The sequence below is a fragment of the Neorhizobium tunisiense genome (assembly GCF_039631515.1).
Taxonomy (GTDB): domain Bacteria; phylum Pseudomonadota; class Alphaproteobacteria; order Rhizobiales; family Rhizobiaceae; genus Neorhizobium.
Window position 1 is genome coordinate 1,095,505 of the sequence record NZ_JBDIUU010000001.1, and the last position, 21,605, is coordinate 1,117,109.

Here is a 21,605-nt window from a genome sequence, read left to right on the forward strand (position 1 = left end):
TTCCCTGCCGGATCCTCGCGCGCCGGTTCAGCCCAGGGCCTATTGATCCGGTATCGCCCGATGAGCGGACATCCACCGGCACCGGGCGCTGGACGCGGGCTTTCAACAGGCGTTACCGGCGCTGCTCCGTCTGCCTTGGCGCGGCTCATTCGGGTGCGGCGATCCGGATCGGACGCGTTCCGATCGGAGCGCCGGTGGCGCGGTCGATGGTGACCGGATCAATCTCCGTTCCGGTTTCGGCGTCGAAGAACCGGGTCACCTTGCCGCCACCGCGATGCTTGCGTCCCCACGCTCCGAACGCAAAGAGAACCGGCAGAAAGTCGCGGCCGGCTTCCGTCAGCACATATTCGTCGCGTGGCGGGCGGTCGGAATAACGGCGTTTCTCCAAAAGCCCCTCCTCCGTCAGGCCTGAAAGCCGTCCGGTCAGCATGGTCGGCGCAATGCCGAGGCTCTTGCGAAACTCGTCGAAGCGGGTCAGCCCCGCATGGGCGTCACGCATGATCAGCATGCTCCACGCGTCCCCCACAAGCGCCAGGCTCCGGGCGATCAGGCAGGGCTGGTCGGAAAGATTTTTCATGTCGATATCTTTTTAGTAGTGACTTAGTACTGATTTGATAGTAACTGATCGCTCAACGATGTTCCATGACAAAATGAAAGCGGAGCCGATGAGCAAGAAAAAACGTGGCGTTGCCCTGGTTACGGGTGCCTCCTCAGGAATAGGACGGGTGACGGCGCAGGCGCTGCGGCGGGATGGCTATCAGGTCTTCGGCACCAGCCGGAAGCCGATGCCCGACACGGTGGACGGGGTGACGATGCTGATCTGCGACGTGACCGACGACGCATCCGTCCAAAATGCCGTTGACGAGGTTCTGCGCCGCGCAGGGCGGATCGACCTTCTGGTCAACAATGCAGGGATCGGGCTGCTTGGCGGCGCCGAGGAGTCCACGACGGAACAGGCGAAGGCCCTGTTCGACGTGAATGTGTTCGGCATCATCCGGATGACGAACGCCGTCCTGCCGATGATGAGGGCCAATCAGCGGGGCCGCATTGTCAACCTGAGTTCGATACTCGGGCTGATCCCGGCTCCCTTCAGCGCCCTTTATGCATCGACCAAGCACGCCGTCGAAGGGTACTCGGAGTCTCTCGACCATGAAGTGCGGACCCAGGGCATCCGCGTCGTGCTTGTCGAGCCCGGCGTAACCCGCACCGCCTTCGAGGAGAACCTGACGCGCGCGGACCGGCCGCTTTCCGTCTACGACGCGGTCCGCGCCGACGCGGAACGGCTGATGCGCGAAATCGTCGCGAAGGGAGATGCACCGGAGGTGGTCGCCGAAGCCGTCGTAAAGGCCGCCAATGCGCCATTGCCCAAACGGCGCTACACTGCCGGAAAAATGGCAGGACAGATCCGCTTCGTACGTCGATTCCTGCCCGAAACCATCGTCGACAAGAACCTTCGGAAGTTCAACAGGCTTCCTGCCTGAACATTCATCGCAGGCCTGCCGGCGATGCCAGCTCACACGGAACGGAAGTTGGTCCGATGAAATCATTCCTGATCGATCGTTATCGCAAAGGCGGCGCTCTGCGGCTCCGCGATTTCGCCCGGCAGAACGGCTCCGGCTGGCTGCTTCAACAGGTCATGCGCCTGCTGAGCCTCGGCATCAGGAGAAAAGCGGGACGCCGGAAGATCGGCTATTCGTTCCTCTTCATGACGGCGAACGGCGGTCAGCTCGCACGGATCACCTCGCTGATCGAGGCGGGCCACATCCGCCCGGTGATGGACCGGGTCTTCCCGTTCGAAAAGACCAACGAGGCACTGGACTATGTCGAAACGGGTCGCGCCAAGGGCAAGGTCGTCATCGCGGTGACGTGACGTCCTGTCCTATCGTTCCTCGCCCACCGTCAGCGGCCAATCGACGACGTAGTCCTCGAAATCCTCCACATCGACCTCGTTTTCGCTGACCGTGCGGCCGCGTGCGGAGATGCCGGCCTGGTGCACGGTGTCCGGATCGCCCGATACCAGCGGATGCCACCAGTAGAGGTCCTCGCCGTCGCGGACGAGGCGATAACCGCAGGTCGGCGGCAGCCAGGCGATCTCGTTGACGGTGGTCGGGGTGAGCTGGATACAGTCCGGCACGGTCGCCTGGCGGTGCTGGTAATCCTTGCAGCGACAGGTCTCCCCGTCGAGCAGGCGGCAGGCGACGGAGGTGAAGACGACGTCGCCGGAATCCCAGTCTTCGAGCTTGTTGAGACAACAGAGGCCGCAACCGTCGCACAGGCTTTCCCATTCATTTTGGGTGAGCTGGTCGAGTCGCTTGGTTTTCCAGAAAGGTTCGTCGGTCATCGTGGTATCACATTTGCGGCAGAGCGGAACAAATCCCCGCATCTGCATTTTACCTGTTGCGATTTTGATATCGCGCATCAACCATTTGTCAGCTAAAGCTGATTAACGGTGAGAGGCTAGAGCTCTTGATCCCTTGAAGGGACCGCGTCAAGCACATCTCATCGAAAGGGCGGGGAATTCCGAAGGTGCAGGACGAGCCAAAGTCATCGGACGACCGGCCGCGCAACAAGCGCCACCTTCTGCTGCGCATCGATTCCTGGATCGATTCGACCGTCTGGAATCTCGGCTTCCGGCTTGCCGAAATCTGGGAGGAGATCACCATCTTCTTCCGCCGTTTTCGCGTCCGCGGCTGGAAGCGCCTCGGCTTCGAACTCGCCGGCGAGGCTATGACATTAGGCACCGCCGGTTTCGTGCTGCTTCTGGCGCTTGCCCAGCCCGCTTTCGAGGAGACCCACGAGGACTGGCGCAATCGCGGCGACTTCGCCGTCACCTTCCTCGACCGCTACGGCAGCGTCATCGGCCATCGCGGCATCATCCATGAGGACTCGGTTCCGATCGACGAATTGCCGGACCACCTGATCAAGGCGGTGCTGGCGACCGAGGATCGCCGCTTCTTCGACCATTTCGGCATCGACTTCTTCGGCCTTGCCCGCGCCATGAGCGAAAACGCCAAGGCCGGCGGCGTCGTGCAGGGCGGCTCGACGCTGACCCAGCAGCTTGCCAAGAACCTGTTCCTCACCAACGAACGGTCGATCGAACGCAAGATCAAGGAAGCCTTCCTGTCGCTGTGGCTGGAAGCCAACCTCTCCAAGAAGGAAATCCTGTCGCTCTATCTCGACCGCGCCTATATGGGCGGCGGCACGTTCGGGGCGGCTGCGGCGGCACAATTCTATTTCGGCAAAAACATCGCGGAGGTGAACCTTGCCGAGAGCGCCATGCTGGCCGGCCTGTTCAAGGCGCCGGCCAAATATGCGCCGCATGTCAACCTTCCCGCCGCCCGCGCCCGCGCCAACGAGGTGCTGTCCAACCTGGTGCAGAGCGGGCTGATGACCGAGGGCCAGGTTATCGCCGCCCGCCGCAGCCCGGCGACCGTCGTCGACCGCGCCGGCGCCAAGGCACCCGACTATTTCCTCGACTGGGCCTTCGACGAGGTGCAGCGGCTGGCACAGGCCGGCAAGTTCCACGAACATTCGGTCGTGGTGCGCACGACGATCGACATGGGCCTGCAGCAGGCCTCGGAATCGGCGATGGAATCGAGCCTGCGCGAATATGGCGAAAGCTACAAGGTGAAGCAGGGCGCCCTCGTGATGATCGAGAACGGCGGGGCCGTGCGCGCCATGGTCGGTGGCCGCGACTACGGCGAAAGCCAGTTCAACCGGGCCGCCAAGGCACTGCGCCAGCCGGGCTCGTCCTTCAAGCTCTATACCTATTCGGCGGCGATGGAGAACGGCTTCAAGCCGGAATCGACCATCTCGGACGCGCCGATCACCTGGAACGGCTGGTCGCCGCAGAATTACGGCCGCTCCTACAAGGGCAAGGTGACGCTGCTGTCGGCGATGGCGCAATCGCTCAACACCGTGCCGGTCAGGCTCGCCAAGGATTATCTGGGCACCGACGTGATCGTCAAGACGGCCAAGGCCTTCGGCGTCGAGACGCCGCTCAGGAAAGACAAGACCATCCCGCTCGGCACTTCGGAAATGACGGTGCTCGACCAGGCCACGGGCTACGCGGTGATGCCGGCCGGCGGCATGGAATCGCGCCGCCACGGCATCGAGCAGGTTCTGGGTTACGGCGGGGACGTGCTCTACGATTTCAACCGCGACGAACCGCCGGCCAAGCGCGTGCTCTCCGAGCAGGCCACCTCGTCGATGAACCGCATCCTGTCGCAGATCCCGGTGATCGGCACCGCCCGCAGGGCGGCGCTCGACGGCGGCATCGTCACGGCCGGCAAGACCGGCACATCGCAGAGCTATCGCGACGCCTGGTTCATCGGGTTCACCGGCAATTACACGACCGCCGTCTGGTTCGGGAACGACGACTTCACCTCGATGGACAACATGACCGGCGGTTCGCTGCCAGCCGCGACCTTCAAGACGGTGATGGACTACGCCCACCAGGGCATCGAGCTGCGCGCCATTCCCGGCATCGACAATCCGCTGCCGACCGGCGACCACAAGGGCAACGCGGTTGCCAAGAAGAAGGAAGGCACCACCGATACCGTATTGCAGGCGCTCATCCGCCCGCGTTCCCTGTCGGCCGAATCCACCCGCCTGCTGCGGCAGATCGCCGGAAAGCTGAAAGAGGCTCCCCGGCTCGGACCGGCCACCGCCAAGGTCGTCGACAAAACGACGACCGGATCGGTCGCCGAGGCAACGCCCGTCAGTTCCAAAAACCCTTGAACCCCTGGCTTCCGAGTTTGCCGCGCACGGTCGCTGCAACGCAGAGCGCCGTCACGCCTTCGTGCAGCCCCCCTTGGGTCAGCTTGCCGAAGGCGACCCGATCCCGCTCCGACAGGTCGCCGCCTGCCTGCGAGAGCCAGGTGCGGAATTCCGCGCTGCGCTCGGCCTGCCCCACCTCCTGCCCCATCAGGTCGAAGAAGCGGATATAGCTGTCGACGGCGAGGTTCTTGACCGGCGGGCTCGTCCAGCCCTCCCGCGCCGGCTGGGGAAGGCAGATTTCGATACCGTCGACGATGGCGCGGCGCGCCTCCGTCGGCTGGCTTTCGGTCAGCGTCATGAAGTCGAGGGAAATGTCCTTCGGGGTCGAAGGTCCCGGCACGGGTTTCAGGTGGTAGTAGGCTCCCGAAAATCCGGCCGCCATGGCCATCAATGCACCGGTCGCCGTCATCCATGTTCTCATCGTCTCTGCTCCGGAACGTTGTCGCGGGACGACGGTAGCCAAGGAATGAGCCGGGCAAGACACGGGCGGTTTTTAGTCACAGGAACCGCTCCAAACAACCTTATCAAAGGGTTAACCCTAAAATCGAACCTGTGTGGAAACGGCACGCAAAGGCCTTGCCTGACCGATCGCGGCACAGGCGGCGGGATCCTTCGTCGTCATTCGGCGGGGATGGGAGGACGGGCGGGCAGCGAAACTCCACGGATGCACGGGCAGTGATTCGCCCCGCCCCACAGGCCATCGGGCGCGCGTGCCGGAAAGACACAGCACACCCATTCCTTAAGTGAATCAATGCTGGCCTTGAGGGATCAGGCTGCGCGCGGCTCGATGTTGTTCAAGGCGTCGCCCAGTTCGCGGCGCCGGTGCATCAGGTCGTAATCCGCCTGAAGGCCGAGGAAAAAACCCTCGGATATGCCAAAATAACGAGCCAGCCTGAGATCCGTGTCGGCGGAAATCGACCGCTTGGCGAGCACGATCTCGTTGATCCGGCGCGGTGGCACGCCGATGGCACGCGCCAGCCCGTTCTGGCTGAGCCCCATGGGTTTCAGGAAATCCTCCAACAGGATTTCTCCCGGATGCGGGTTCGGGAGCCATTCGGTCTCAACCATGGTAGTCGACGATTTCGACATGGGCAGGCCCTCCTTCGGTCCAGATAAAACAAATACGCCATTGATCGTTGATGCGGATCGAGAACTGCCCGGAGCGGTTGCCTTTCAAGGCCTCAAGACGGTTTCCGGGCGGAATGCGCAGGTCCGATAACGCGCGTGCCTGATTGAGAAGACGCAGCTTTCTCAGCGCAACCGACTGCATATCCGGGGGTAATTTCCGGCTTTTGCTGCCGGACCAAATCCGTTCGGCTTCGCGATCCGCAAAATCCCTGATCATGTAGAGACTATAACGCAATGCGTTATAGCGCGCAACGGGCCAGGGTTTCGCCGGCAGGCCCATTCCTTCGCAATAGAATCAATGCTAACCCTCTGGCACAGCTGTCCGAGGGCCAAAGCAAACCCGTGTTCCGTGTTCCCTTCCTCATCGCGATCGCGCTCACCATCGCCTTCGGCGGCGGGATATGGTCCACCCTCGTGGCCCTCGACGCCACGATCGGTTTCGGTGCGATCAAGCTCGGCTCGTGGGAAGCCTTTCCGGAGGCGCAGACGGCGCAGGCGGACCCTTACGCCAAATCGCACCGTGCCAGTGCCGGCAAGCTCATCTACGCGAGCGCCGAGGGCCTTGCCTTCATCGCTTCGGTCGACCAGGCCGGCGAGCGGCTCACCGGAAACTGCTCCTATCGCCTCACCGGCCACACGCCGCCGGCGCGTTTCTGGACGCTGTTTGCCGCAGCCCCCGGTGCTGCCCCGCCCTCGGCGCAATCCGACCTGCCGACCGCGCTCAATTCCCGCATCGTGCTGCGCAACGGCGGCAGCGACGGCGGTTTCGACATCGCGATTTCCGCAACCGCCAAGCCGGGCAATTGGCTGGCCGTCTCGACGCCCGGCGTGTTCCGGCTGACGCTGACGCTGTTCGACACGCCGACGGCCGGCAGCTCCGGGCTGATCGACCTCACCATGCCGCGTATCGAGAAGACCGGGTGCGGCAATGTCTAGAAGTCTTGGGTTTGGAAGTCCGCGATTTAGACGTCTGGGGTTTAAACGGCTGCGCGCGCGAGGTTTGGGGCTGCGGTCCGGGGATTTCGCGTCCCAGAAGGCCGGATCTCGCGGCTTCGCGCTGAAGGTCCTGCTGGCGGTGGTCACCGGGCTCGTCGGTGCGGCGCTGCTGCACCTGATCATCGTGCTGGCGCTGCCGGATTTCAGCGAGCGCGACGCCTATACGCGGGTGCTGGCGGAGGGCGAGATTTACCGTTTCTATCGGCTGGGGGAAAAACCGGACCGCGCAGGGCTTGCCAAGGACGATCCGTTCGTCGATGCGGCGGTCTGCGCCTTCGATATCTCGGAGGGGCCGGTGAGGCTGGCGGCCGCCAATGGCGGCGTTCCCTTCTGGTCGCTCGGCGTCTACGACCAATCGTCCAACGAGGTGTTCAGCATCAATGACCGGACGTCGTCCGGCGGGGTGCTGGATGTGGTGATCGCATCACCGATGCAGCTGACGGCATTGCGCAAGGCGCTGCCTCAGGCGGTTTCGCAGTCGATCCTGGTGGAAGCGCGGGAAGCGGAGGGATATGTGGTCTTGAGAAGTCTCGTCCCGCAACCAAGCTTTGCGGGTATCGTGTCGCAATTCCTGAACCAGGCCACCTGCGCGCCCTTCGAATGGCGCTCCCGAAGCCGGTTCTGATCTGCTATCTGCCGACTATTCGGCACGTACCGCGTGATTTTCAGCCTTGCGGTCGCCAAAATCTTCGAAACGTTCGTATCGCACGCCGGTGAACAGCAGAACCTGTCCGGCGTTCTCGCTTTCGCCGATCCTGATCTGCGGCCGGCGCTCATGCTCGCTACGCCATCTATTCAGTACTACGATCTCTGCCATGCTCGTCTCCGTTTAAGGAATTCGAGACGGATGAAGACGGACCGATCTCACCCTGCCCTTCAAGGGCCTGACGCTTCCCGAACAAGTCCGGGCATCCGCGCCGTTCTCGCCTGTGCGCCTTTTTCGAAGGCGCAACGACATTTCCGCATGAACGGCCGGTTCCGCCTGAACCGGCCGTTATCGGGATGGCCACAGGAACGCGATGGCCAACCGGTACTTGAAAACCCGGCAAAACACACGCCGGTTACTGCCTGAATTCAGCCAGACGACCGTTAACAATGCATTACTGCTAATATAGCACTTGGTACCGGTGCATGTCTGTTGTCCGCCCCTAAAACGCAGAAGCGTCGGTTTGGTTCACGGCCTTTGCAGGCGTCGATCGGAGCCGCAATCTCATGCCTGAAACACTGAAACTGCAAGAAATGACAGGCGTATCAAAACGACCCATTTTCACAGACCGTTAACCCTCCAAGAGTTAGCATCCGGTTAAACCAAGGCGACCCCATTCTGCAGATGTTCTCACAGCTGCGTGAGCGGGCGGCGCGCCACCGGGAGTTTCCCAGGCAAGGTACGATGAGAGCGCCAGGCGAGCTTTTCCGGCACACCTGATCGGCGTTCGGCACTCCGGATTTGTTTTGCGTTGATTGCGAGTTTGCCAGTGACGAATGAGTTTCGAGACCTTGAAAGGCCCCAGGCCATGCGTAAGAAGGATGTGGTGCTGATGGCCACGGTGACGAGCTTCGAAAGTCTTCCGTACCCTTCGCGGTCGGAACTTCGACAGTTCGCCGAGCTTTTCGCCCCGCTGTTTTCCGCATCTTCCGAAGAGGCCCGCCGCGATGCGGTCGCGGCCCTCTCCCAATGCAAGAACATTCCGCCGGCCGTCGCCTTCTTCATCGCCAGCCAGCCGATCTCGGTTGCAGCACCGTTCCTCACCTCCTCGACCTGCCTTTCCGACGATGCGCTGATCGCGATTGCCCGCACGCAAGGGGAAGCGCATGCCCGCGCCATCGTGCGCCGCGAGGCGCTGTCGCCGACGGTGATCGACGCGCTGGTCGGGCTGCGCCACGACCGCACGAAGCGCAGCGGCTCGCCCGAAAACCTCGACGCGCTCCTGCCGCGCCGGCCGACGCCGGACATGGTCGACGAGGCGGAACGCAGTGCGCGCGAGGAACTCCTGCGCAGCCGCATCAAGGCGCTTGCCGGCCATGTCGACCGGCCCGCTGCCGACCGGCTGGGCCTGCGCAATCTTTCACCGATCCAGGAGGCGCTGCTCGTCCGTTTTGCCCGCAACCGCGAAACCGGGCTGTTTGCGACCGTGCTCGCCGATACGCTTTCCGCCAGCCACTGGCTTGCGGAACGGATCATGCTCGACATTTCCGGGCAGCAGCTCGCGGCGACGCTGAAGGGCCTGGCGATGGAAACGGAGGATGCGCTGTTCATCCTGCAGCGTCTCTACGACCATCTGGGCGCGGCGCAGGACGGGGTGACGCGCGCCGCCGCACTCTGGGATGCGCTCGACGAGGATGAATGCGGAAAGCGCGTCGAGGCCTGGCGCCGCGCCGACAGCTACACCTATGCGGAACCGCAACATCAGCCGATGTTTGCCGACAACCGCGCGGAGGACAGCCGCCAGCCGCGGGTGATCCGCACCACCGCCAGCGCCCGCAAGCCGCTCAACGGCCTCTACCGGGTGCGCTGACCGGTCGTAGCGCGGCCGATCAGGTCGGCTTCACCACTTCGAAGAGATCGGCGACGTCATCGATCTCCAGTTCCAGCAGCCAGAGATCCGGATCGAAGCGCAGTTCGCGCGACAGCATCTCGCGGACGGCCTCCGGCTCGGCCCGTTCCGCCCTCACCTCGAATTTGCGCCCGCCGTCGTCCTCTTCGCCGAAGAAATTCTGCGGGGCCGGCGCAAAGAGCGTTTCCAGCCCATCGCGGAAACGCTGGCGGATGAAGATCGCGCCCGCCGCCTCCGCCCCCTTCTTTTCGACGGCGGCAAAACCGCCAAGCCCGAAGACGCGGCGGATCATGGCGGAGACGACGATCTCGGATTTCAGGCGCATGCCCCCTCTTACGGCGCTTCGCGGCCCAGCGCAAATTCGCCTGCGCGCAATTTTACCCGGATATAACTATTGCCATAATATTACCCGGGTGATATTAGCTACGCCTCCATCAAAGAGGGCACGGACATGAACACCATCGACAGGAAAGCGGCGATCTCCGCCTACAAGGAACGCAAGGCGCCGGCCGGCATCTATGCCATCCGTTTCGCGCCCATGGGGCAGCGATGGATCGGCCGCTCGGGCGACCTCGACAAGATCCAGAACCGCGTGTGGTTCACGCTCCGGCACGGCAGCCATCAGAGCAACACCCTGCAGGCGGCCTGGAACGCAAACCGGCCGGAGGATTTCGCGATCGAGCGGCTGGAGGAGATCGACGAGGCGCTGACCGGCTATCTGCGCGACCGGACCCTGAAGGACCGGCACCTTCACTGGGCCTGGGAGCTCGGCGCCGAGGCGGTCTGAGCCCGTCGCTCGGAAGTCCCTGAGAAGAAACGGGAAATCGTGCGCGGCACCCTTTCCTTTCACTGAGCGCACTATAATTACACATCGGTGCCGTACGGCACTGTCATGAAAAGGAGTTTGGGGCTTGGCTACTTCCGCATTGATCAGCATTCTGATCACTTTCCTGGTGATCGTCCTTGTTCTCTATCTCGTCGCGCGCCTGCCGATCGATGGCCGCGCGAAACAGATCGCGCAGATCATCATCATCATCATCGGCATCGTTTCGCTGCTGAAATATCTCGCCGTTTTTTAAAGGCAGAGATGCGCCCGGCCATGCCGGGCGCCATCCCAATCTGCGGCTCAGGTCACGCCGTCATCGCATTTGTACGCCGGTATTCCTGCGTCACCCCGCCAAAACCCCAGGCGTCCGCCTCGACCTCGCGGACGATGACATAAGTGGCGAGCGGTATCTCGCCGAGGCTCTTTTTCAAAAGCGTATCCATCGCCTCGATGAAACGCTGCTTCTCCTCCGCCGTATTGGTGCCGAGGGTGACATTGGCCTCCACATGCGCGGCGACCTCCAGAGGTTCGCCGCCGACGGTCCAGCCGGAGAGATCGACCTCCTCCACCAGGACCGCGGTGACCTCGCGGCGCTTGCGCATGATCGTGTTCATCAGCACCGTGGTTTCCTGCTGCAGATGGCGCCTGGCCTCAGGCTCGATATTCCTGCCGGCGATGATGACGTGAACGAAGGGCATGACGTTCTCCTTTTCGGATTTCTGTTGACGCCGCTATCTTCTCCCCGCACAATCGTTTTGAAAATCGCGAAGTTTCAATCGAATTCTTTAGCAGAACTCAACGATCATGCTGCCCATCAATCTCGATATCGACACGTTGAGAAGTTTCGCGCTCGGCCTGGAGCTCGGCAGTTTCACCAAGGCCGCCGACCGGCTCGGCCGTTCGCCTTCGGCGATCAGCCTGCAATTGAAGAAGCTCGAGGAGCAGGTGGGCGAAACCCTGCTGCAGAAACAGGGGCGTGGACTTGTGCTGACCGAGGCAGGCGAGATCCTGCTCAGCTATGCCAAGCGCATCCTGGAGCTCAACGACGAGGCGCGGGCGGCGGTGCGCGGCGTCGGCAGGCTCGAAGGCTGGGTAAGGATCGGCGTGCCGCAGGATTTCGCCGAAACCTGGCTGCCCGACCTGCTCGGGCGCTTTTCGAAGATCCATCCGAAGGTGCGGGTCGAGGCACGCGTCGACCGCGGGGTCGCAATGGTGCAGGCGATCGACAAGGGCGAACTCGACGTGGCGCTGACCTGGGGCACGCTCGCCAGTCCGCGGGCGGAGATCGTCGCAAGGCGGGAAATCGCCTGGATCGGCCCGGACGGCTTTCGGCATATGCCCGGAGAGACGCTTGCGATCGTCGCCTTCGATCCGCCCTGCGCCTTTCGCAAGGCCGCGATCGACGCGCTCGACCGCAACGGCATCGCCTGGCGCCACGCGTTCGCCAGCCCGAGCCTTGCCGGCCTCTGGGCAGCGGTCACCGCAGGGCTCGGCGTCACCCCCCGGATCGTCGAGGGCAAACCGGCGCAGCTTGCCGCGCTTGACGCGAAAGACGCGGGCCTGCCCGATCTCGGCGCGATCGAGCTTGCGCTGCACGTCGCCGAAACCCGCCTCGCTCCTCCTGCCGAAGAGCTGAAACGGCTGGTGCTGGAAGCGGTGGCGATGCGCTGAGCGGCAAGCTCTCGTCCCTGATCACTTTCCTGTCCGATGGACAGGCTAACGGCTATCGTTGAAACGTAAGGTGGACGGTGCCGCTCTCGGCCGTTTCCGCCTTGACCGTGTAGCCCGTTTCGAAGCCGCGCAGATCGTCCCACAGGCGCATGCCGCGCCCGAGCAAAATCGGCGCGATAGCAACATGGAGGCGGTCGAAAAGGCCTGCCCTGAGATAGTCGCGAGCCACGGTGGGGCCACCGCCGATCCTCACGTCCTTGCCATTTGCGGCCCTCACAGCCTGTTGGAGCGCATCAACCGGTGTGGCATTGAGGAAGTGGAACGTGGTGCCGCCGGCCATCTCCAGGGAGGGCCGCGGCTTGTGTGTCAAGACGAAGACCGGGCAGCGGAACGGTGGCTCGTCGCCCCACCAGCCACGCCAGTTCGGATCGTCGGGAAAGTTGTGGAGCCCGAACATGCCGGCGCCCATGATCTCGGCACCGACATCAGCAAAGTACGCCTTCGCGTATTCGTCATCGACACCTGTGGTCCCCGCTCCCGAGGTATCCTTCAACACGCGCTCGCGGAACGTTCGCGTTGCCGCATACGCACCGACGAGACGCGGCCAGTCCTCGCCGAACGGGGCTTCGGGCGTCTGGTCCGTCGTTGTCGCGAAACCATCGAGCGAGATCATGAGATCGACACGAACTACCACCGGGATCCTCCTTGCGTGTGGTTGCACCTCAACCGCCTCATATTCAGAACCGGATACTAAGGTATTTGCCTTTGTATCCAAAGCCCGATACTAAGGCAAGTACCTTCTTATCTTTGACCGTCGCACCCGACCACTTTACTGACGCACATGCCTTACCATTCGACTCCGCTCGACCTCGCCTTTCATGCTCTCAGTGACCCGACCCGCCGCGCCGTGGTGTCGCGGCTGGTCGAGGGCGAGTTGTCGGTCAGCGCTTTGGCCGAGCCTTTCGACATGGCGCTGCCCTCCTTCGCCCAGCATCTCAAGGTGCTGGAGGATTGCGGGCTGATCGTCAGCCAGAAGCGCGGGCGCAGCCGCTGGTGCCGTCTGGTGCACGCGCGCTTCGACGAGGCGGCGGACTGGATGGTATCGGAGCGCCGGCGCTGGACCGAACGGTTGGATCGGCTCGAGGTCTACCTGGATAAAACCGAAGAGGACGGTGAAGGAAATGGCAAAGCTGTTTGAGACATGGTCATTGGACCGCGAAATCGTGCTGGTGAAGCTGCTAAACCACCGCCGCGAGAAGGTCTTTGCCGCTTGGATGGACCCCAAGGCATTGGCCGAATGGTATGGCCCGGCCGGCCTCAGCATCGAGACCCACGAAGCCGATATCCGCGAGGGCGGGGTTTGGCGGTTCGACATGGTGGGCGTGTTCGAGGGCAAGGAACAGCGCTTCCCAAACCTGATGCGCTTTCTGGAGATCGTGCCGAACGAGCGGATCGTGATGGACTACGGCACGCCCGACCCTGATGACCCCGACCGTTTTCGCGCCACGGTGACCTTCGACGAACAGACCGATGGCAAGACGGTGCTGACCATGCGCCAGCTCCACCCCAGCGCCAAACGGCGTCAGGTAGTCATCGGTTTCGGCGCGGTCGAATACGGGCTGCAGACGCTGGATGGCCTCGCAGCCTGGCTTGATGGCTGAGCAGTTGGCCTAGGTGCCGCCTGCACCAGTGCGGCGGGCGGCGATCGCGAGAATCGGGAATATACCCGGAAACGCTGCCTTACAGCGCGCCGATCGACTTCAGCTTCTTCAGCACCAGTTCGTCGGGCTCGCCGGTTTCGGGCAGGCGGTAGTGGCGCTGGAAGCGGCGGATGGCGGCTTTGGTCTGGGCGCCGGCGACACCGTCCACCCCGACATCCGCATAGGCGATATTCGACAGGCCGCGCTGGATCTGCAGCACGAGGTCGCTCGGCTGGACAGATGCGTTCGGCTTCTGTGACACCGGCGTTGCGGCCGGCCGGGCGGAACTGGAGGCGGCGTTCGGGATATTGGCGGGCGGCGTCATGGCCGGTTTGCGCTCGGAGGCGCGGATTGCGGCGGCGACCGGGTCTTCGCCACGCGCGCTCTCGGCCGGGCGGACCGGAGAAACGGGCTTCGGCGGCAGGGCGGCGGATTGAACAGGCCTTGTCGGTGCGGCAGGGGTTGCCCTTGGCGTCTCGGCGGGCTTCGGCGTCGCGGGCTGCGCCTCATGGGGCGCTGCCGGTTGAGCGGCGGCCTGCTGCGGCTGTGGGCGCGGGATCGGGGCTACGACGGAAGGGGCGGACTGCACGGGCGCTGCCGTCTGCTGCGCCGGTGGGGCCGCGGGTGCCGCGGCTGGAGCCGGTGCTACGGCATTCGGATCGGCGCGCTCGATGCGGAACGTCGTGACATCGGCGGGTGCTGTGCGCCTTGCCGGGCGATAACCGGCGATCTGGTTCGGGTTCTTGGAATCCCGGGTGGCGAGGAACGGGGATGGATGGCCGCCCGGCTGGTACCAGAGCGCGTTGGCGGCGACAAAGGAGAAGACGATGCCGAAGGCCGCGCAGCCGAACAGGGTCTTCGGCCGGCGCGCAGCAGCCCGCGCTCCCGCCAGAGCCAAGCTCGACAGAATGCCCGGCTGCTTGACAGGTTTTTTCCTGTCAGGCGATTTTCGCTTCCGCGCGGTCATCGATAAAATCCTGTTCGTCCATCATGGCCGCATGCCGGGCTGCCCTCAGCCGCGGCGGGAATTCGACTTTTTCCTCCCGGGAGTCATCCCGTTTTGCTTCGACGCCCGAACCGTCCGCCGGCAGGGAGATCGTCACCACGGTCCCCTCGCCCGGACGGCTGACGATCGTAAAACGACCGCCGTGCAGCGCCACCAGGCCTTTTACCAGAGAAAGCCCGAGACCGGTACCTTCGTAGGTGCGGGTATAGGCGTTTTCCACCTGCATGAACGGCTGGCCGATATATTGCAGTTTTTCCGCCGCAATGCCGATGCCGGTGTCGCTGACCGAAATCTTGACCTCATCGCCCTCGAGCATGGCGTCGATCGACACGACGCCGCCGGGACCCGTGAACTTGATCGCATTGCCGGTCAGGTTGATCAGGATCTGCTGCACGGCGCGGCGGTCGGCGACCACTTCGCCGAGCCCGCGCGGGGCACGGCTGGTGAGCGTCACGCCCTTTTCGCGGGCCGTGAGATCGAGCATGGCACGGCAGGTTTCCACGGCTTCCGCAATCGCGAAGGGCTCGGTGAGCAGTTCATAACGGCCGGCCTCGATCTTCGACATGTCGAGCATGGTGTTGACGACCGACAGGAGATGGCCGCCGGACTGGCGGATCAACCCGACATATTCGCGCTGGCGGTCGTTTTCGAGCCTGCCGAAATATTCGCCGATGAGCACGTCGGAAAAGCCGAGAATGGCGTTGAGCGGCGTGCGCAATTCATGGCTGACGGCGGCGAGGAACCTCGACTTCGCCTCATGGGCGGAACGCGCCTCGGCGATATGGGCGGCGGCTTCCGACCGAAGATGCTCCTCCTCCGACATGTCGCGCGCCTGCGCCAGCACGTAGAGGAGCTCCCCTTCGCCGTCGCGGATGGCGGTCATGTCGAGGCGAACGGACAGGAACTGGCGGCCCGCCGCCGAGAACGGCCGCTCGATGCGGATATCGGCAACGGCGCTTGGCACGCCCTGCCGCAGCATGTCGAAAGCCTGGACGAGGCCGATCCGGTCGGACACGTGGACGCGCTCGGCGAGCGGTTCGCCGGCCGTCTCGCGCAGGCTTGGCGGAAACAGATGCTGATCGCGGCCGCCGGTCTTCACCAGCAGGCCATGCGGATCGAGAATGAGCGACAGGCCCGGCATCGCATCGAAGGCAACGTCTTCCGGCGGCGGCGCGGCAACCGAGGCCACGGCATGGCGCGGAAAAGCAAAGGAGGCGGCCGCGGCCAGAAGGAAGAGCGACAGCACCAGCGCGACACCGACGGGCAGAGCCAGCGCCGGCGGCAGGAGCAGCGCCAGTGCCGGCGGCATGGTGACGAATGCGCCAAGGCCACAGAACACGAGGCGGCGGAACTGGGCAATTTCACCGGGGCGTGCGGTCGCGCCCTCGCCGAGGCGCGACAGCCAGCGGCTTGCGGTCTCGTCGACCAGCATGACCGCCTTTCCGGCAATGTTACTCAATACGCGCACGCAAAACCCTGCACAGACTCGTTTATCGAAGCCGACAATAGGCCTCCGTGGCTTAAGGAAAGGATAAAAACAGGGGGTGCCGGAGGTCCCGCAATGGGCCAAAATCCGGCTTTGGGACAGAAGGACCAAGCCTTCCGAGTTTGTGGTTAACGCGACGTAAGCGGCGGATTTGCTTCGATTTTTCCTTTTCCGTTAACCTTTGTGGCAAACCGGCGCCCAACAAAGCCCGGGGTTTCGGGCGGACTGCCGCAATTATGCTTAACATCGATCGCTAAAATTCGATCCAAGTTCGCGACAGAGGCGCTGAAAATGCGGATATTTCGCATTTTAGGCAAATTTGCCGAAAAACCGAACGATCCCGTCAAAGCCATATTTGCTTCCCGGCGGTACAACCATGTTCAAGACCGGCACAGATCCGGCGGCCCGCTCAAGACCCAAGAGCGGGAAAAACAGGTGGATAGAGCGATGTGGTTTCTCATCAAGGGAAGTATGTGGTTCGCGGCGGTGCTGGTGGTGCTCTCCTACTTCAGCAGCAAGCCGGCGACCGAGACCGAGGGGCTTTCGCCTTTGCAGGTCAGCAATGCCTTTTCGGCCGCGACCGAAGCCTATCAATATGTGAGCGCCATCTGCACCGAAAAGCCTGAGGTCTGCGAAAAGGGTGCCGAGACCTTCTCAGCGCTCGGCACGAGGGCCAGACAAGGCGCCCAGGTCGCCTTCGAGCTGCTCGACAAGCAGTTCGGCGACAAGGGCAAAGAGACCGCGATGCTCGCCGATCCGCAACCGACCCCTTTCCCGGCCAAGCAGGCCGAGACGGCCGCCGATACGATCTTCACCGGCACCGTGCCGGTCCCGCAGAAACGCCCGACACATTAACTGGCGCAGCCAATCCGCCTGATACCGGACGTTTCATCCGACTCCGAATTCCAAAGCTTGCACCAGGCTCTCATTGCCACGGTTCCCGGTGCCTGATCTGCCTGCCCTGTATTCAGCATGTGCTGACGCCGTGAGGATTGAACCCCTCACGGCGCATTTTTCTCTTTTATCCAGGCCTGCAGTGCCTATATGGAGCAGATAGAAGAACCGGAGCGCTTATGGCCAGCCTCAAGCAGATCATCGACGATTTCGAATACCTCGACGAGTGGGAAGACCGCTACCGTTACGTGATCGAACTCGGCAAGGCGCTGCCGGACCTGCCCGACGACCAGAAGACCGGAGAAAACAAGGTGCAGGGCTGCGCAAGCCAGGTCTGGCTGGTCAGCCATCTCGGGGACGGCAGTGCCGACCCGGTGATGACCTTCGAGGGCGATTCGGACGCCCATATCGTACGCGGTCTCGTCGCCATCGTACTCGCCGTCTATTCCGGCAAGACCGCCTCGCAGATCGCCGCCACAGATGCCATCGAGATCTTCGACCGCATCGGCCTGGTCGAACACCTGTCTTCCCAGCGTGCCAACGGGCTGCGCTCAATGGTCAAGCGAATCCGGGAAGAGGCAAGGATCAGGGTTGCGGCCTGAGGGCGCCTCAAGAACCCTTCTCCCTGCCCGCGGGCCACGCTAAGAGCGCTTGCTCGGCAACGGCCTCCAGCGTCTCACGACTGAAGCCGGCCTTGGCCTGCACCGCCATGCCGTGAAGAACAGCCATCAGGAACGCTGCAAGGGTGTCGGGCCTGGCCGTCTCCGGCAGGTCACCCTCGGCCTTTGCCCGCTCGAAGCGCTCGCGAAGCTGCGCCTCGCCTTCGGCGCGCGCCTCTATCAAGGCCTGCCGGACAGGCTCCGCTTCATCCGATCCCGCCAGGACCCCTTGGATGCCGAGGCATCCCGTGTGGTCGGGATGACGGGTGGTGAGATCGATTGCGCCACGGAGAGCGTGCGCCGCAACCTCACGCGCCGTCGGGAGTTGAAGTGCAACGGGAAGATAGTCCACATACCGCTCGTAGTAGCGCGCCAGAACCTTGCGGAACAGCGCTTCCTTGTTGCCAAACGCGGAATAGAGCGCTGGTCTCTCGACGCCCGTCGCCTCTGTCAGGTCGGCATAGGAAGCACCTTCGTACCCCTTGCGCCAGAAGACGCACAATGCGGCGTCGAGCGCCTTCTCCACATCGAATTCGCGATGGCGTCCCATCAGCCCTGCTCAGCCATTTTCATAATGATCGTTACTAAACCGCTTGACCGGCACTGTCAAATTTCATACCGATCGTTATCGTAACATTCGTTATGAAATTGGGTGCCGTTTGGCAGGACCGAGCGGAGCCCCGTCGAACAGGGAAAGGATACTCATGTCCAACATATTCAAGGGGAAGGTCGTCCTCATTACCGGCGGTTCGCGCGGCCTTGGTGCCGCGACGGCGCAAGCGTTCGCCGATCACGGTGCAGACGTCGCGATCAGCTACGCGGCCTCGGCCGACAAGGCGAAAGCCGTCGTGGAGAAACTGAGGGCAAAGGGGGTTCGTGCGATTGCAGTCAAGAGCGACCAGGCCGACCTGTCTTCCGCAAGGCCGCTGATCGACACGGTGATGGCCGAATTCGGCAGGCTCGACATCCTCGTCAACAATGCCGGCATCGCCATCCAGGGTCAGATGGTGGACGATCCGGAACTCGACTGGGACAACTATAACCGCCAGTGGCAGGTCAACGTGCTCGGCACGATCGCCAACACTCGTGCTGCGGCGCAAAAGCTGACCGACGGCGGCCGGATCATCTTCGTCGGCTCCCTCCTCGGCTCCTACGTCCCCTTCCCCGGCGTCGCCGACTATACCGGGACGAAATGGGCGCTCGCCGGTTATGCGAAGGGCATTGCGCGCGACCTTGGCCGGCGCAATATCACCGTGAACGTGGTCCAGCCGGGAATCATGCCGACGGACATGGCGGCAGACGTTGCCGGGGAACTCCCGAACCGCGACGCCATCCTCGACATGCATCCGATCCGCCGCATCGCGACTCTTGAGGAGGTGGCGGAAACCATCTGCTTCCTCGCCGGGCCGCATGCGGGCTACATCAACGGTGAGCAGATCAACGTCGCTGGCGGTCTCGGAACCTGAGCGTCCAGGCCCGAGGTTTCGCCGCACTCATTGGCAGACGCCAGAGACCTCGTCCGCTTCGAGCGGAAGCGGACGTAGGCGGCGTTTGCTGCGGCAGCACGGAGCGTCTTCTCCATCACAGGACCGGCCGATAATCCTCCGTTCCCCAATGATGGCTCTGGCGGCGCTTAGCCGGAGCCGGCGGTGCATAGTGGCGGGCGAGTGCGAGCAGCGCGGTGCGCAGCATGAGTTTGGCCGAGCGGGCCGGCCATTGGCGTTCGCGTTCCACCGTCTCAAGACCCTTCACAAAGCAGCAGACATCCATCGCGACGCCGGAAAGTTCCGGCCCCATCGCTTCCACCGCCCTCGAAAAACGGTTGCGGGCCGATATCGCGCTGTCGGCGATGTCGGCCTGGCCGCCGGCGGTGCCCTTGGCGCGGGTGGCGAGCCGCGGCTCCCAAGACGCGGTGACTCGGGGCTGGAGTTGGCCGCGGGTGAAATCGGCAGCCAGCCGTTCACCGGCATCCAGGGCTTCGGCCGGCAAAAAGGGTTTTCCCTCGCGATCCTTCATCCGTGCGATCACGCCAAGCGGTGATTCCGCAAGGTTCCGGCGCACGGACTGGCGGGTGCCGTCGATCTCGGCGGAGGTCACAACGATCTCGCCATGCTGCTCGACGAACACCTCCTCGCCGGTCACCAGCGCACGGCGCAGGAAGCCGGACGCCGCCGCACTTGCGGCGATCCTTCCGTCGGCAAGCTGCGCCAGTCCGAGCGAACGGGCCTGCGCGATCACCGCTTCGGGATAGATCCGCTCTTCGGCCCCGATGAGCCGAACCTCACCCGCCTCACCCGCCGCGATCGCGCAATCGCCGCGAGCGAGCTGGCGGATCAGCCGCAGGAGGTGTCGTCTGAAGGCTGGATCCGCAGCCTTGTCCATCAGCGGTTTCCGGATTGCCTCAGTCATGAGCCGTTACCTCCGACAGGCCGAAAACGGCGGTGACGATACGTTCGACCGCCGAGACGAACTCGTCGAAGGCCAGATCATCGCGGCGATCCTCGACCACGTGGCAGGCATGGCCGACGGTGGTGCGGTCGCGGCCGAAAGCCTCGCCGATGTCGCTCATCGAAATCTGGAGCGCTACATGGCAGACATACATGGCGATCTGGCGCACATGGCAGGAAAGCCGGCGCCGGTCGCGGCGCAGCATCACCCGGTCGCCAAAAAGCAGGACAAGTTCTGAGACCATCTGGCGGACGATGCGGCAGGCGCTCCTGAGCGGCAGGCTGGCGGGAAGTTTCGGCGAACCGGCCGCATCTACCGGCACAGGCGGGGAAAACGGCAAAGAGGACGGCAGGGCGGAGGGCTGGAAATATCTCTCGAAAGGCATGACAACTCCTCAATTAATAGGAATTAATTCATACACCCTAGAGCAAAAACGGGGACGCTGGAAACCGCCTCCGCGCAATTATAAGCTGAAATTGTTGATAATTTCCACAAGCCATCGAAAGATAATGGGATTTTTTTCCTCTACCCATCCCCGCGATGCCCGTTTCAAAAAAGAAAAACCGGGCACTCGATCGGCCCGGTTCTTTATCCGCATCTCTACTTCGATGCCAAAACCAGCCACCCGCCGCTGTCGCGATCGGTCCTCATCGGGCTGGTCTTAAATCCTCCCTGCCTTGTCGGGCGTCGCCCCGGATCAGGCCTTGCCGCGCTTGCGGCGCTGGCCGAGACCCATTTCCTTGGCGAGCCTGGAGCGGGCTTCCGCATAGGCGGGCGCCACCATCGGATAGTCGGCCGGCAGGCCCCACTTCTCGCGATATTCTTCCGGCGTCATGTTGTAGTGGGTCATCAGATGCCGCTTCAGCGACTTGAACTTCTGCCCGTCTTCCAGGCAGATAAGATAGTCGTCCTCGATCGATTTCTTGATCGGGACCGGGGGCTTCGGCTTTTCGATGGCCACGACAACCGGTGCCGGCGAAGAGGTGTTGCTCAACGCCGAATGCACGTCCGCGATCAAGTTCGAAAGATCGCTGACGGGCACCACATGGTTGCTCACATAGGCAGCCACAATATCTGCGGTCAGCTCTACCAGCAGATCCGGGCTTTTGCCCAATGCGATGTCTGTCATTTCCTGTCTCCTGTTTAAGTGACTGGCTGGCCCCGCGACCTCCGCGACACCTGCCCGTTCGTAGAGTCTTTCCGGAGAAAACCTATGCCGCCCCGCCGTCTTGCGACCGAAGCCTACCCCTAAGCTTCATGCGGAAAAGAAAACGGTTCACGCCGAATGTTGCGTTCGATTAAAACCTGCCCGCGTGGGTGAACGGCGTTTATCGTTCTTCCACTCGAAGAACTTGCCGACTGTACCGAATTGCCGAGGGAACGCCTAATCTAGAACAACATCTGCACTCTACTTGTAATGAAGTACCACTGCTTCGCTTCATCTCCAAGTGCGAATT

The 21,605-nt window shown here is 63.0% G+C and carries 29 protein-coding genes and 1 pseudogene; 14 read left to right on the forward strand and 16 right to left on the reverse strand.

Features of this window, described 5'->3' with window-relative positions; translation table 11 throughout:
* Positions 1-145 precede the first annotated feature (145 nt).
* Positions 146-577 (reverse strand): winged helix-turn-helix transcriptional regulator, encoded by a 432-nt coding sequence (locus ABCW43_RS05725; protein ID WP_345922486.1) that lies wholly within the window; start codon positions 575-577, stop codon positions 146-148.
* A gap of 88 nt (positions 578-665) precedes the next feature.
* On the opposite strand from ABCW43_RS05725, the gene ABCW43_RS05730 reads away from it, so the two are divergent.
* Together ABCW43_RS05730 and ABCW43_RS05735 are read left to right on the forward strand one after the other, a co-directional pair.
* A complete protein-coding gene (locus ABCW43_RS05730; protein WP_345922487.1) occupies positions 666-1,481 on the forward strand; it encodes an oxidoreductase in 816 nt (271 codons plus the stop codon).
* Positions 1,482-1,591: 110 nt separating this feature from the next.
* Positions 1,592-1,870, forward strand: a pseudogene (locus ABCW43_RS05735) (zinc-binding dehydrogenase); the annotation flags it as partial.
* Positions 1,871-1,879: 9 nt separating this feature from the next.
* Here the strand turns inward: ABCW43_RS05735 and ABCW43_RS05740 are convergent.
* Positions 1,880-2,341 carry a YcgN family cysteine cluster protein gene (locus ABCW43_RS05740; RefSeq protein WP_255392941.1) on the reverse strand — a complete coding sequence of 154 codons (462 nt, stop codon included), beginning with the start codon at positions 2,339-2,341 and terminating at the stop codon, positions 1,880-1,882.
* 185 nt (positions 2,342-2,526) lie between these two features.
* Between ABCW43_RS05740 and ABCW43_RS05745 the strand changes: the two genes are divergently transcribed.
* Positions 2,527-4,740, forward strand: a complete 2,214-nt coding sequence (locus tag ABCW43_RS05745; protein WP_345922488.1) for a transglycosylase domain-containing protein — start codon at positions 2,527-2,529, stop codon at positions 4,738-4,740.
* Here the strand turns inward: ABCW43_RS05745 and ABCW43_RS05750 are convergent.
* The 3 genes from ABCW43_RS05750 to ABCW43_RS05760 form a co-directional block, all read right to left on the reverse strand.
* The gene (locus tag ABCW43_RS05750; RefSeq protein ID WP_345922489.1) at positions 4,721-5,200 is read right to left on the reverse strand and encodes a hypothetical protein; all 480 of its coding nucleotides are present in this window, start codon (positions 5,198-5,200) and stop codon (positions 4,721-4,723) included. The two genes, ABCW43_RS05745 and ABCW43_RS05750, sit on opposite strands and share 20 nt — an antisense overlap.
* Positions 5,201-5,547: 347 nt before the next feature.
* Entirely contained in the window at positions 5,548-5,868 is a 321-nt protein-coding gene (locus tag ABCW43_RS05755; protein WP_345922490.1) for a HigA family addiction module antitoxin, read from the reverse strand.
* Positions 5,840-6,124, reverse strand: coding sequence for a type II toxin-antitoxin system RelE/ParE family toxin (locus ABCW43_RS05760; RefSeq protein ID WP_345923372.1), 285 nt, complete (start codon positions 6,122-6,124; stop codon positions 5,840-5,842). Before ABCW43_RS05760 ends, ABCW43_RS05755 begins: the two co-directional genes overlap by 29 nt.
* A 125-nt stretch (positions 6,125-6,249) precedes the next feature.
* Between ABCW43_RS05760 and ABCW43_RS05765 the strand changes: the two genes are divergently transcribed.
* Positions 6,250-6,843 (forward strand): DUF1214 domain-containing protein, encoded by a 594-nt coding sequence (locus ABCW43_RS05765; protein ID WP_345922491.1) that lies wholly within the window; start codon positions 6,250-6,252, stop codon positions 6,841-6,843.
* Positions 6,844-6,907: 64 nt separating this feature from the next.
* Positions 6,908-7,528, forward strand: a complete 621-nt coding sequence (locus ABCW43_RS05770; protein WP_345922492.1) for a DUF1254 domain-containing protein — start codon at positions 6,908-6,910, stop codon at positions 7,526-7,528.
* A 15-nt stretch (positions 7,529-7,543) separates the two neighbouring features.
* On the opposite strand, the gene ABCW43_RS05775 is transcribed toward ABCW43_RS05770, so the two are convergent.
* Positions 7,544-7,720 carry a hypothetical protein gene (locus tag ABCW43_RS05775; protein WP_345922493.1) on the reverse strand — a complete coding sequence of 59 codons (177 nt, stop codon included), beginning with the start codon at positions 7,718-7,720 and terminating at the stop codon, positions 7,544-7,546.
* 658 nt (positions 7,721-8,378) lie between these two features.
* On the opposite strand from ABCW43_RS05775, the gene ABCW43_RS05780 reads away from it, so the two are divergent.
* A complete protein-coding gene (locus tag ABCW43_RS05780) occupies positions 8,379-9,419 on the forward strand; it encodes a DUF2336 domain-containing protein (protein WP_345922494.1) in 1,041 nt (346 codons plus the stop codon).
* 19 nt (positions 9,420-9,438) lie between these two features.
* Here ABCW43_RS05780 and ABCW43_RS05785 read toward each other — a convergent pair whose 3' ends face one another.
* Entirely contained in the window at positions 9,439-9,783 is a 345-nt protein-coding gene (locus tag ABCW43_RS05785; protein WP_345922495.1) for a DUF1491 family protein, read from the reverse strand.
* A 126-nt stretch (positions 9,784-9,909) separates the two neighbouring features.
* Between ABCW43_RS05785 and ABCW43_RS05790 the strand changes: the two genes are divergently transcribed.
* Positions 9,910-10,245, forward strand: coding sequence for a GIY-YIG nuclease family protein (locus tag ABCW43_RS05790; RefSeq protein ID WP_345922496.1), 336 nt, complete (start codon positions 9,910-9,912; stop codon positions 10,243-10,245).
* Positions 10,246-10,369: 124 nt separating this feature from the next.
* Complete coding sequence (locus ABCW43_RS05795; protein WP_345922497.1) at positions 10,370-10,537, forward strand: Thivi_2564 family membrane protein; 168 nt, start codon at positions 10,370-10,372, stop codon at positions 10,535-10,537.
* Positions 10,538-10,589: 52 nt separating this feature from the next.
* Here ABCW43_RS05795 and ABCW43_RS05800 read toward each other — a convergent pair whose 3' ends face one another.
* Entirely contained in the window at positions 10,590-10,982 is a 393-nt protein-coding gene (locus tag ABCW43_RS05800) for a tautomerase family protein (RefSeq protein ID WP_345922498.1), read from the reverse strand.
* Positions 10,983-11,088: 106 nt separating this feature from the next.
* Between ABCW43_RS05800 and ABCW43_RS05805 the strand changes: the two genes are divergently transcribed.
* Positions 11,089-11,955 (forward strand): LysR substrate-binding domain-containing protein, encoded by an 867-nt coding sequence (locus tag ABCW43_RS05805; protein WP_345922499.1) that lies wholly within the window; start codon positions 11,089-11,091, stop codon positions 11,953-11,955.
* A 52-nt stretch (positions 11,956-12,007) separates the two neighbouring features.
* On the opposite strand, the gene ABCW43_RS05810 is transcribed toward ABCW43_RS05805, so the two are convergent.
* Complete coding sequence (locus tag ABCW43_RS05810) at positions 12,008-12,649, reverse strand: dihydrofolate reductase family protein (RefSeq protein ID WP_345922500.1); 642 nt, start codon at positions 12,647-12,649, stop codon at positions 12,008-12,010.
* A 147-nt stretch (positions 12,650-12,796) separates the two neighbouring features.
* On the opposite strand from ABCW43_RS05810, the gene ABCW43_RS05815 reads away from it, so the two are divergent.
* Both ABCW43_RS05815 and ABCW43_RS05820 read left to right on the forward strand, forming a co-directional pair.
* On the forward strand, positions 12,797-13,153 hold the full coding sequence (locus ABCW43_RS05815) for an ArsR/SmtB family transcription factor (protein ID WP_345922501.1): 357 nt from the start codon (positions 12,797-12,799) through the stop codon (positions 13,151-13,153).
* Positions 13,137-13,616, forward strand: a complete 480-nt coding sequence (locus ABCW43_RS05820; protein ID WP_345923374.1) for an SRPBCC family protein — start codon at positions 13,137-13,139, stop codon at positions 13,614-13,616. The genes ABCW43_RS05815 and ABCW43_RS05820 overlap by 17 nt, the downstream gene beginning before the upstream one ends.
* 79 nt (positions 13,617-13,695) lie before the next feature.
* Here the strand turns inward: ABCW43_RS05820 and ABCW43_RS05825 are convergent, their stop codons facing one another.
* The 3 genes from ABCW43_RS05825 to ABCW43_RS05835 all read right to left on the reverse strand — a co-directional run bounded on the left by ABCW43_RS05825 (position 13,696) and on the right by ABCW43_RS05835 (position 16,500).
* Positions 13,696-14,622: a peptidoglycan-binding domain-containing protein gene (locus tag ABCW43_RS05825; protein WP_345922502.1), complete on the reverse strand. Its 927-nt coding sequence runs from the start codon at positions 14,620-14,622 to the stop codon at positions 13,696-13,698.
* Positions 14,594-16,129 (reverse strand): sensor histidine kinase, encoded by a 1,536-nt coding sequence (locus tag ABCW43_RS05830; RefSeq protein ID WP_345922503.1) that lies wholly within the window; start codon positions 16,127-16,129, stop codon positions 14,594-14,596. Before ABCW43_RS05830 ends, ABCW43_RS05825 begins: the two co-directional genes overlap by 29 nt.
* A gap of 146 nt (positions 16,130-16,275) precedes the next feature.
* The gene (locus ABCW43_RS05835; protein ID WP_345922504.1) at positions 16,276-16,500 is read right to left on the reverse strand and encodes a hypothetical protein; all 225 of its coding nucleotides are present in this window, start codon (positions 16,498-16,500) and stop codon (positions 16,276-16,278) included.
* Positions 16,501-16,594: 94 nt separating this feature from the next.
* On the opposite strand from ABCW43_RS05835, the gene ABCW43_RS05840 reads away from it, so the two are divergent.
* Complete coding sequence (locus ABCW43_RS05840) at positions 16,595-17,002, forward strand: DUF5330 domain-containing protein (protein WP_345923376.1); 408 nt, start codon at positions 16,595-16,597, stop codon at positions 17,000-17,002.
* 218 nt (positions 17,003-17,220) lie between these two features.
* A complete protein-coding gene (locus tag ABCW43_RS05845; protein WP_345922505.1) occupies positions 17,221-17,643 on the forward strand; it encodes a SufE family protein in 423 nt (140 codons plus the stop codon).
* Between the two features lie 7 nt (positions 17,644-17,650).
* On the opposite strand, the gene ABCW43_RS05850 is transcribed toward ABCW43_RS05845, so the two are convergent.
* Entirely contained in the window at positions 17,651-18,250 is a 600-nt protein-coding gene (locus tag ABCW43_RS05850) for a TetR/AcrR family transcriptional regulator (protein WP_345922506.1), read from the reverse strand.
* Positions 18,251-18,404: 154 nt separating this feature from the next.
* Here ABCW43_RS05850 and ABCW43_RS05855 point away from each other — a divergent pair, with 154 nt between their 5' ends.
* The gene (locus tag ABCW43_RS05855) at positions 18,405-19,166 is read left to right on the forward strand and encodes an SDR family NAD(P)-dependent oxidoreductase (protein ID WP_345922507.1); all 762 of its coding nucleotides are present in this window, start codon (positions 18,405-18,407) and stop codon (positions 19,164-19,166) included.
* A gap of 115 nt (positions 19,167-19,281) precedes the next feature.
* Here the strand turns inward: ABCW43_RS05855 and ABCW43_RS05860 are convergent, their stop codons facing one another.
* The 3 genes from ABCW43_RS05860 to ABCW43_RS05870 all read right to left on the reverse strand — a co-directional run bounded on the left by ABCW43_RS05860 (position 19,282) and on the right by ABCW43_RS05870 (position 21,277).
* The gene (locus tag ABCW43_RS05860; RefSeq protein ID WP_345922508.1) at positions 19,282-20,109 is read right to left on the reverse strand and encodes a DUF6456 domain-containing protein; all 828 of its coding nucleotides are present in this window, start codon (positions 20,107-20,109) and stop codon (positions 19,282-19,284) included.
* Positions 20,102-20,533, reverse strand: a complete 432-nt coding sequence (locus tag ABCW43_RS05865; protein WP_345922509.1) for a helix-turn-helix domain-containing protein — start codon at positions 20,531-20,533, stop codon at positions 20,102-20,104. The genes ABCW43_RS05860 and ABCW43_RS05865 overlap by 8 nt, the downstream gene beginning before the upstream one ends.
* 312 nt (positions 20,534-20,845) lie before the next feature.
* Positions 20,846-21,277, reverse strand: a complete 432-nt coding sequence (locus ABCW43_RS05870) for a Ros/MucR family transcriptional regulator (RefSeq protein ID WP_210011115.1) — start codon at positions 21,275-21,277, stop codon at positions 20,846-20,848.
* Between the last annotated feature and the right edge of the window lie 328 nt (positions 21,278-21,605).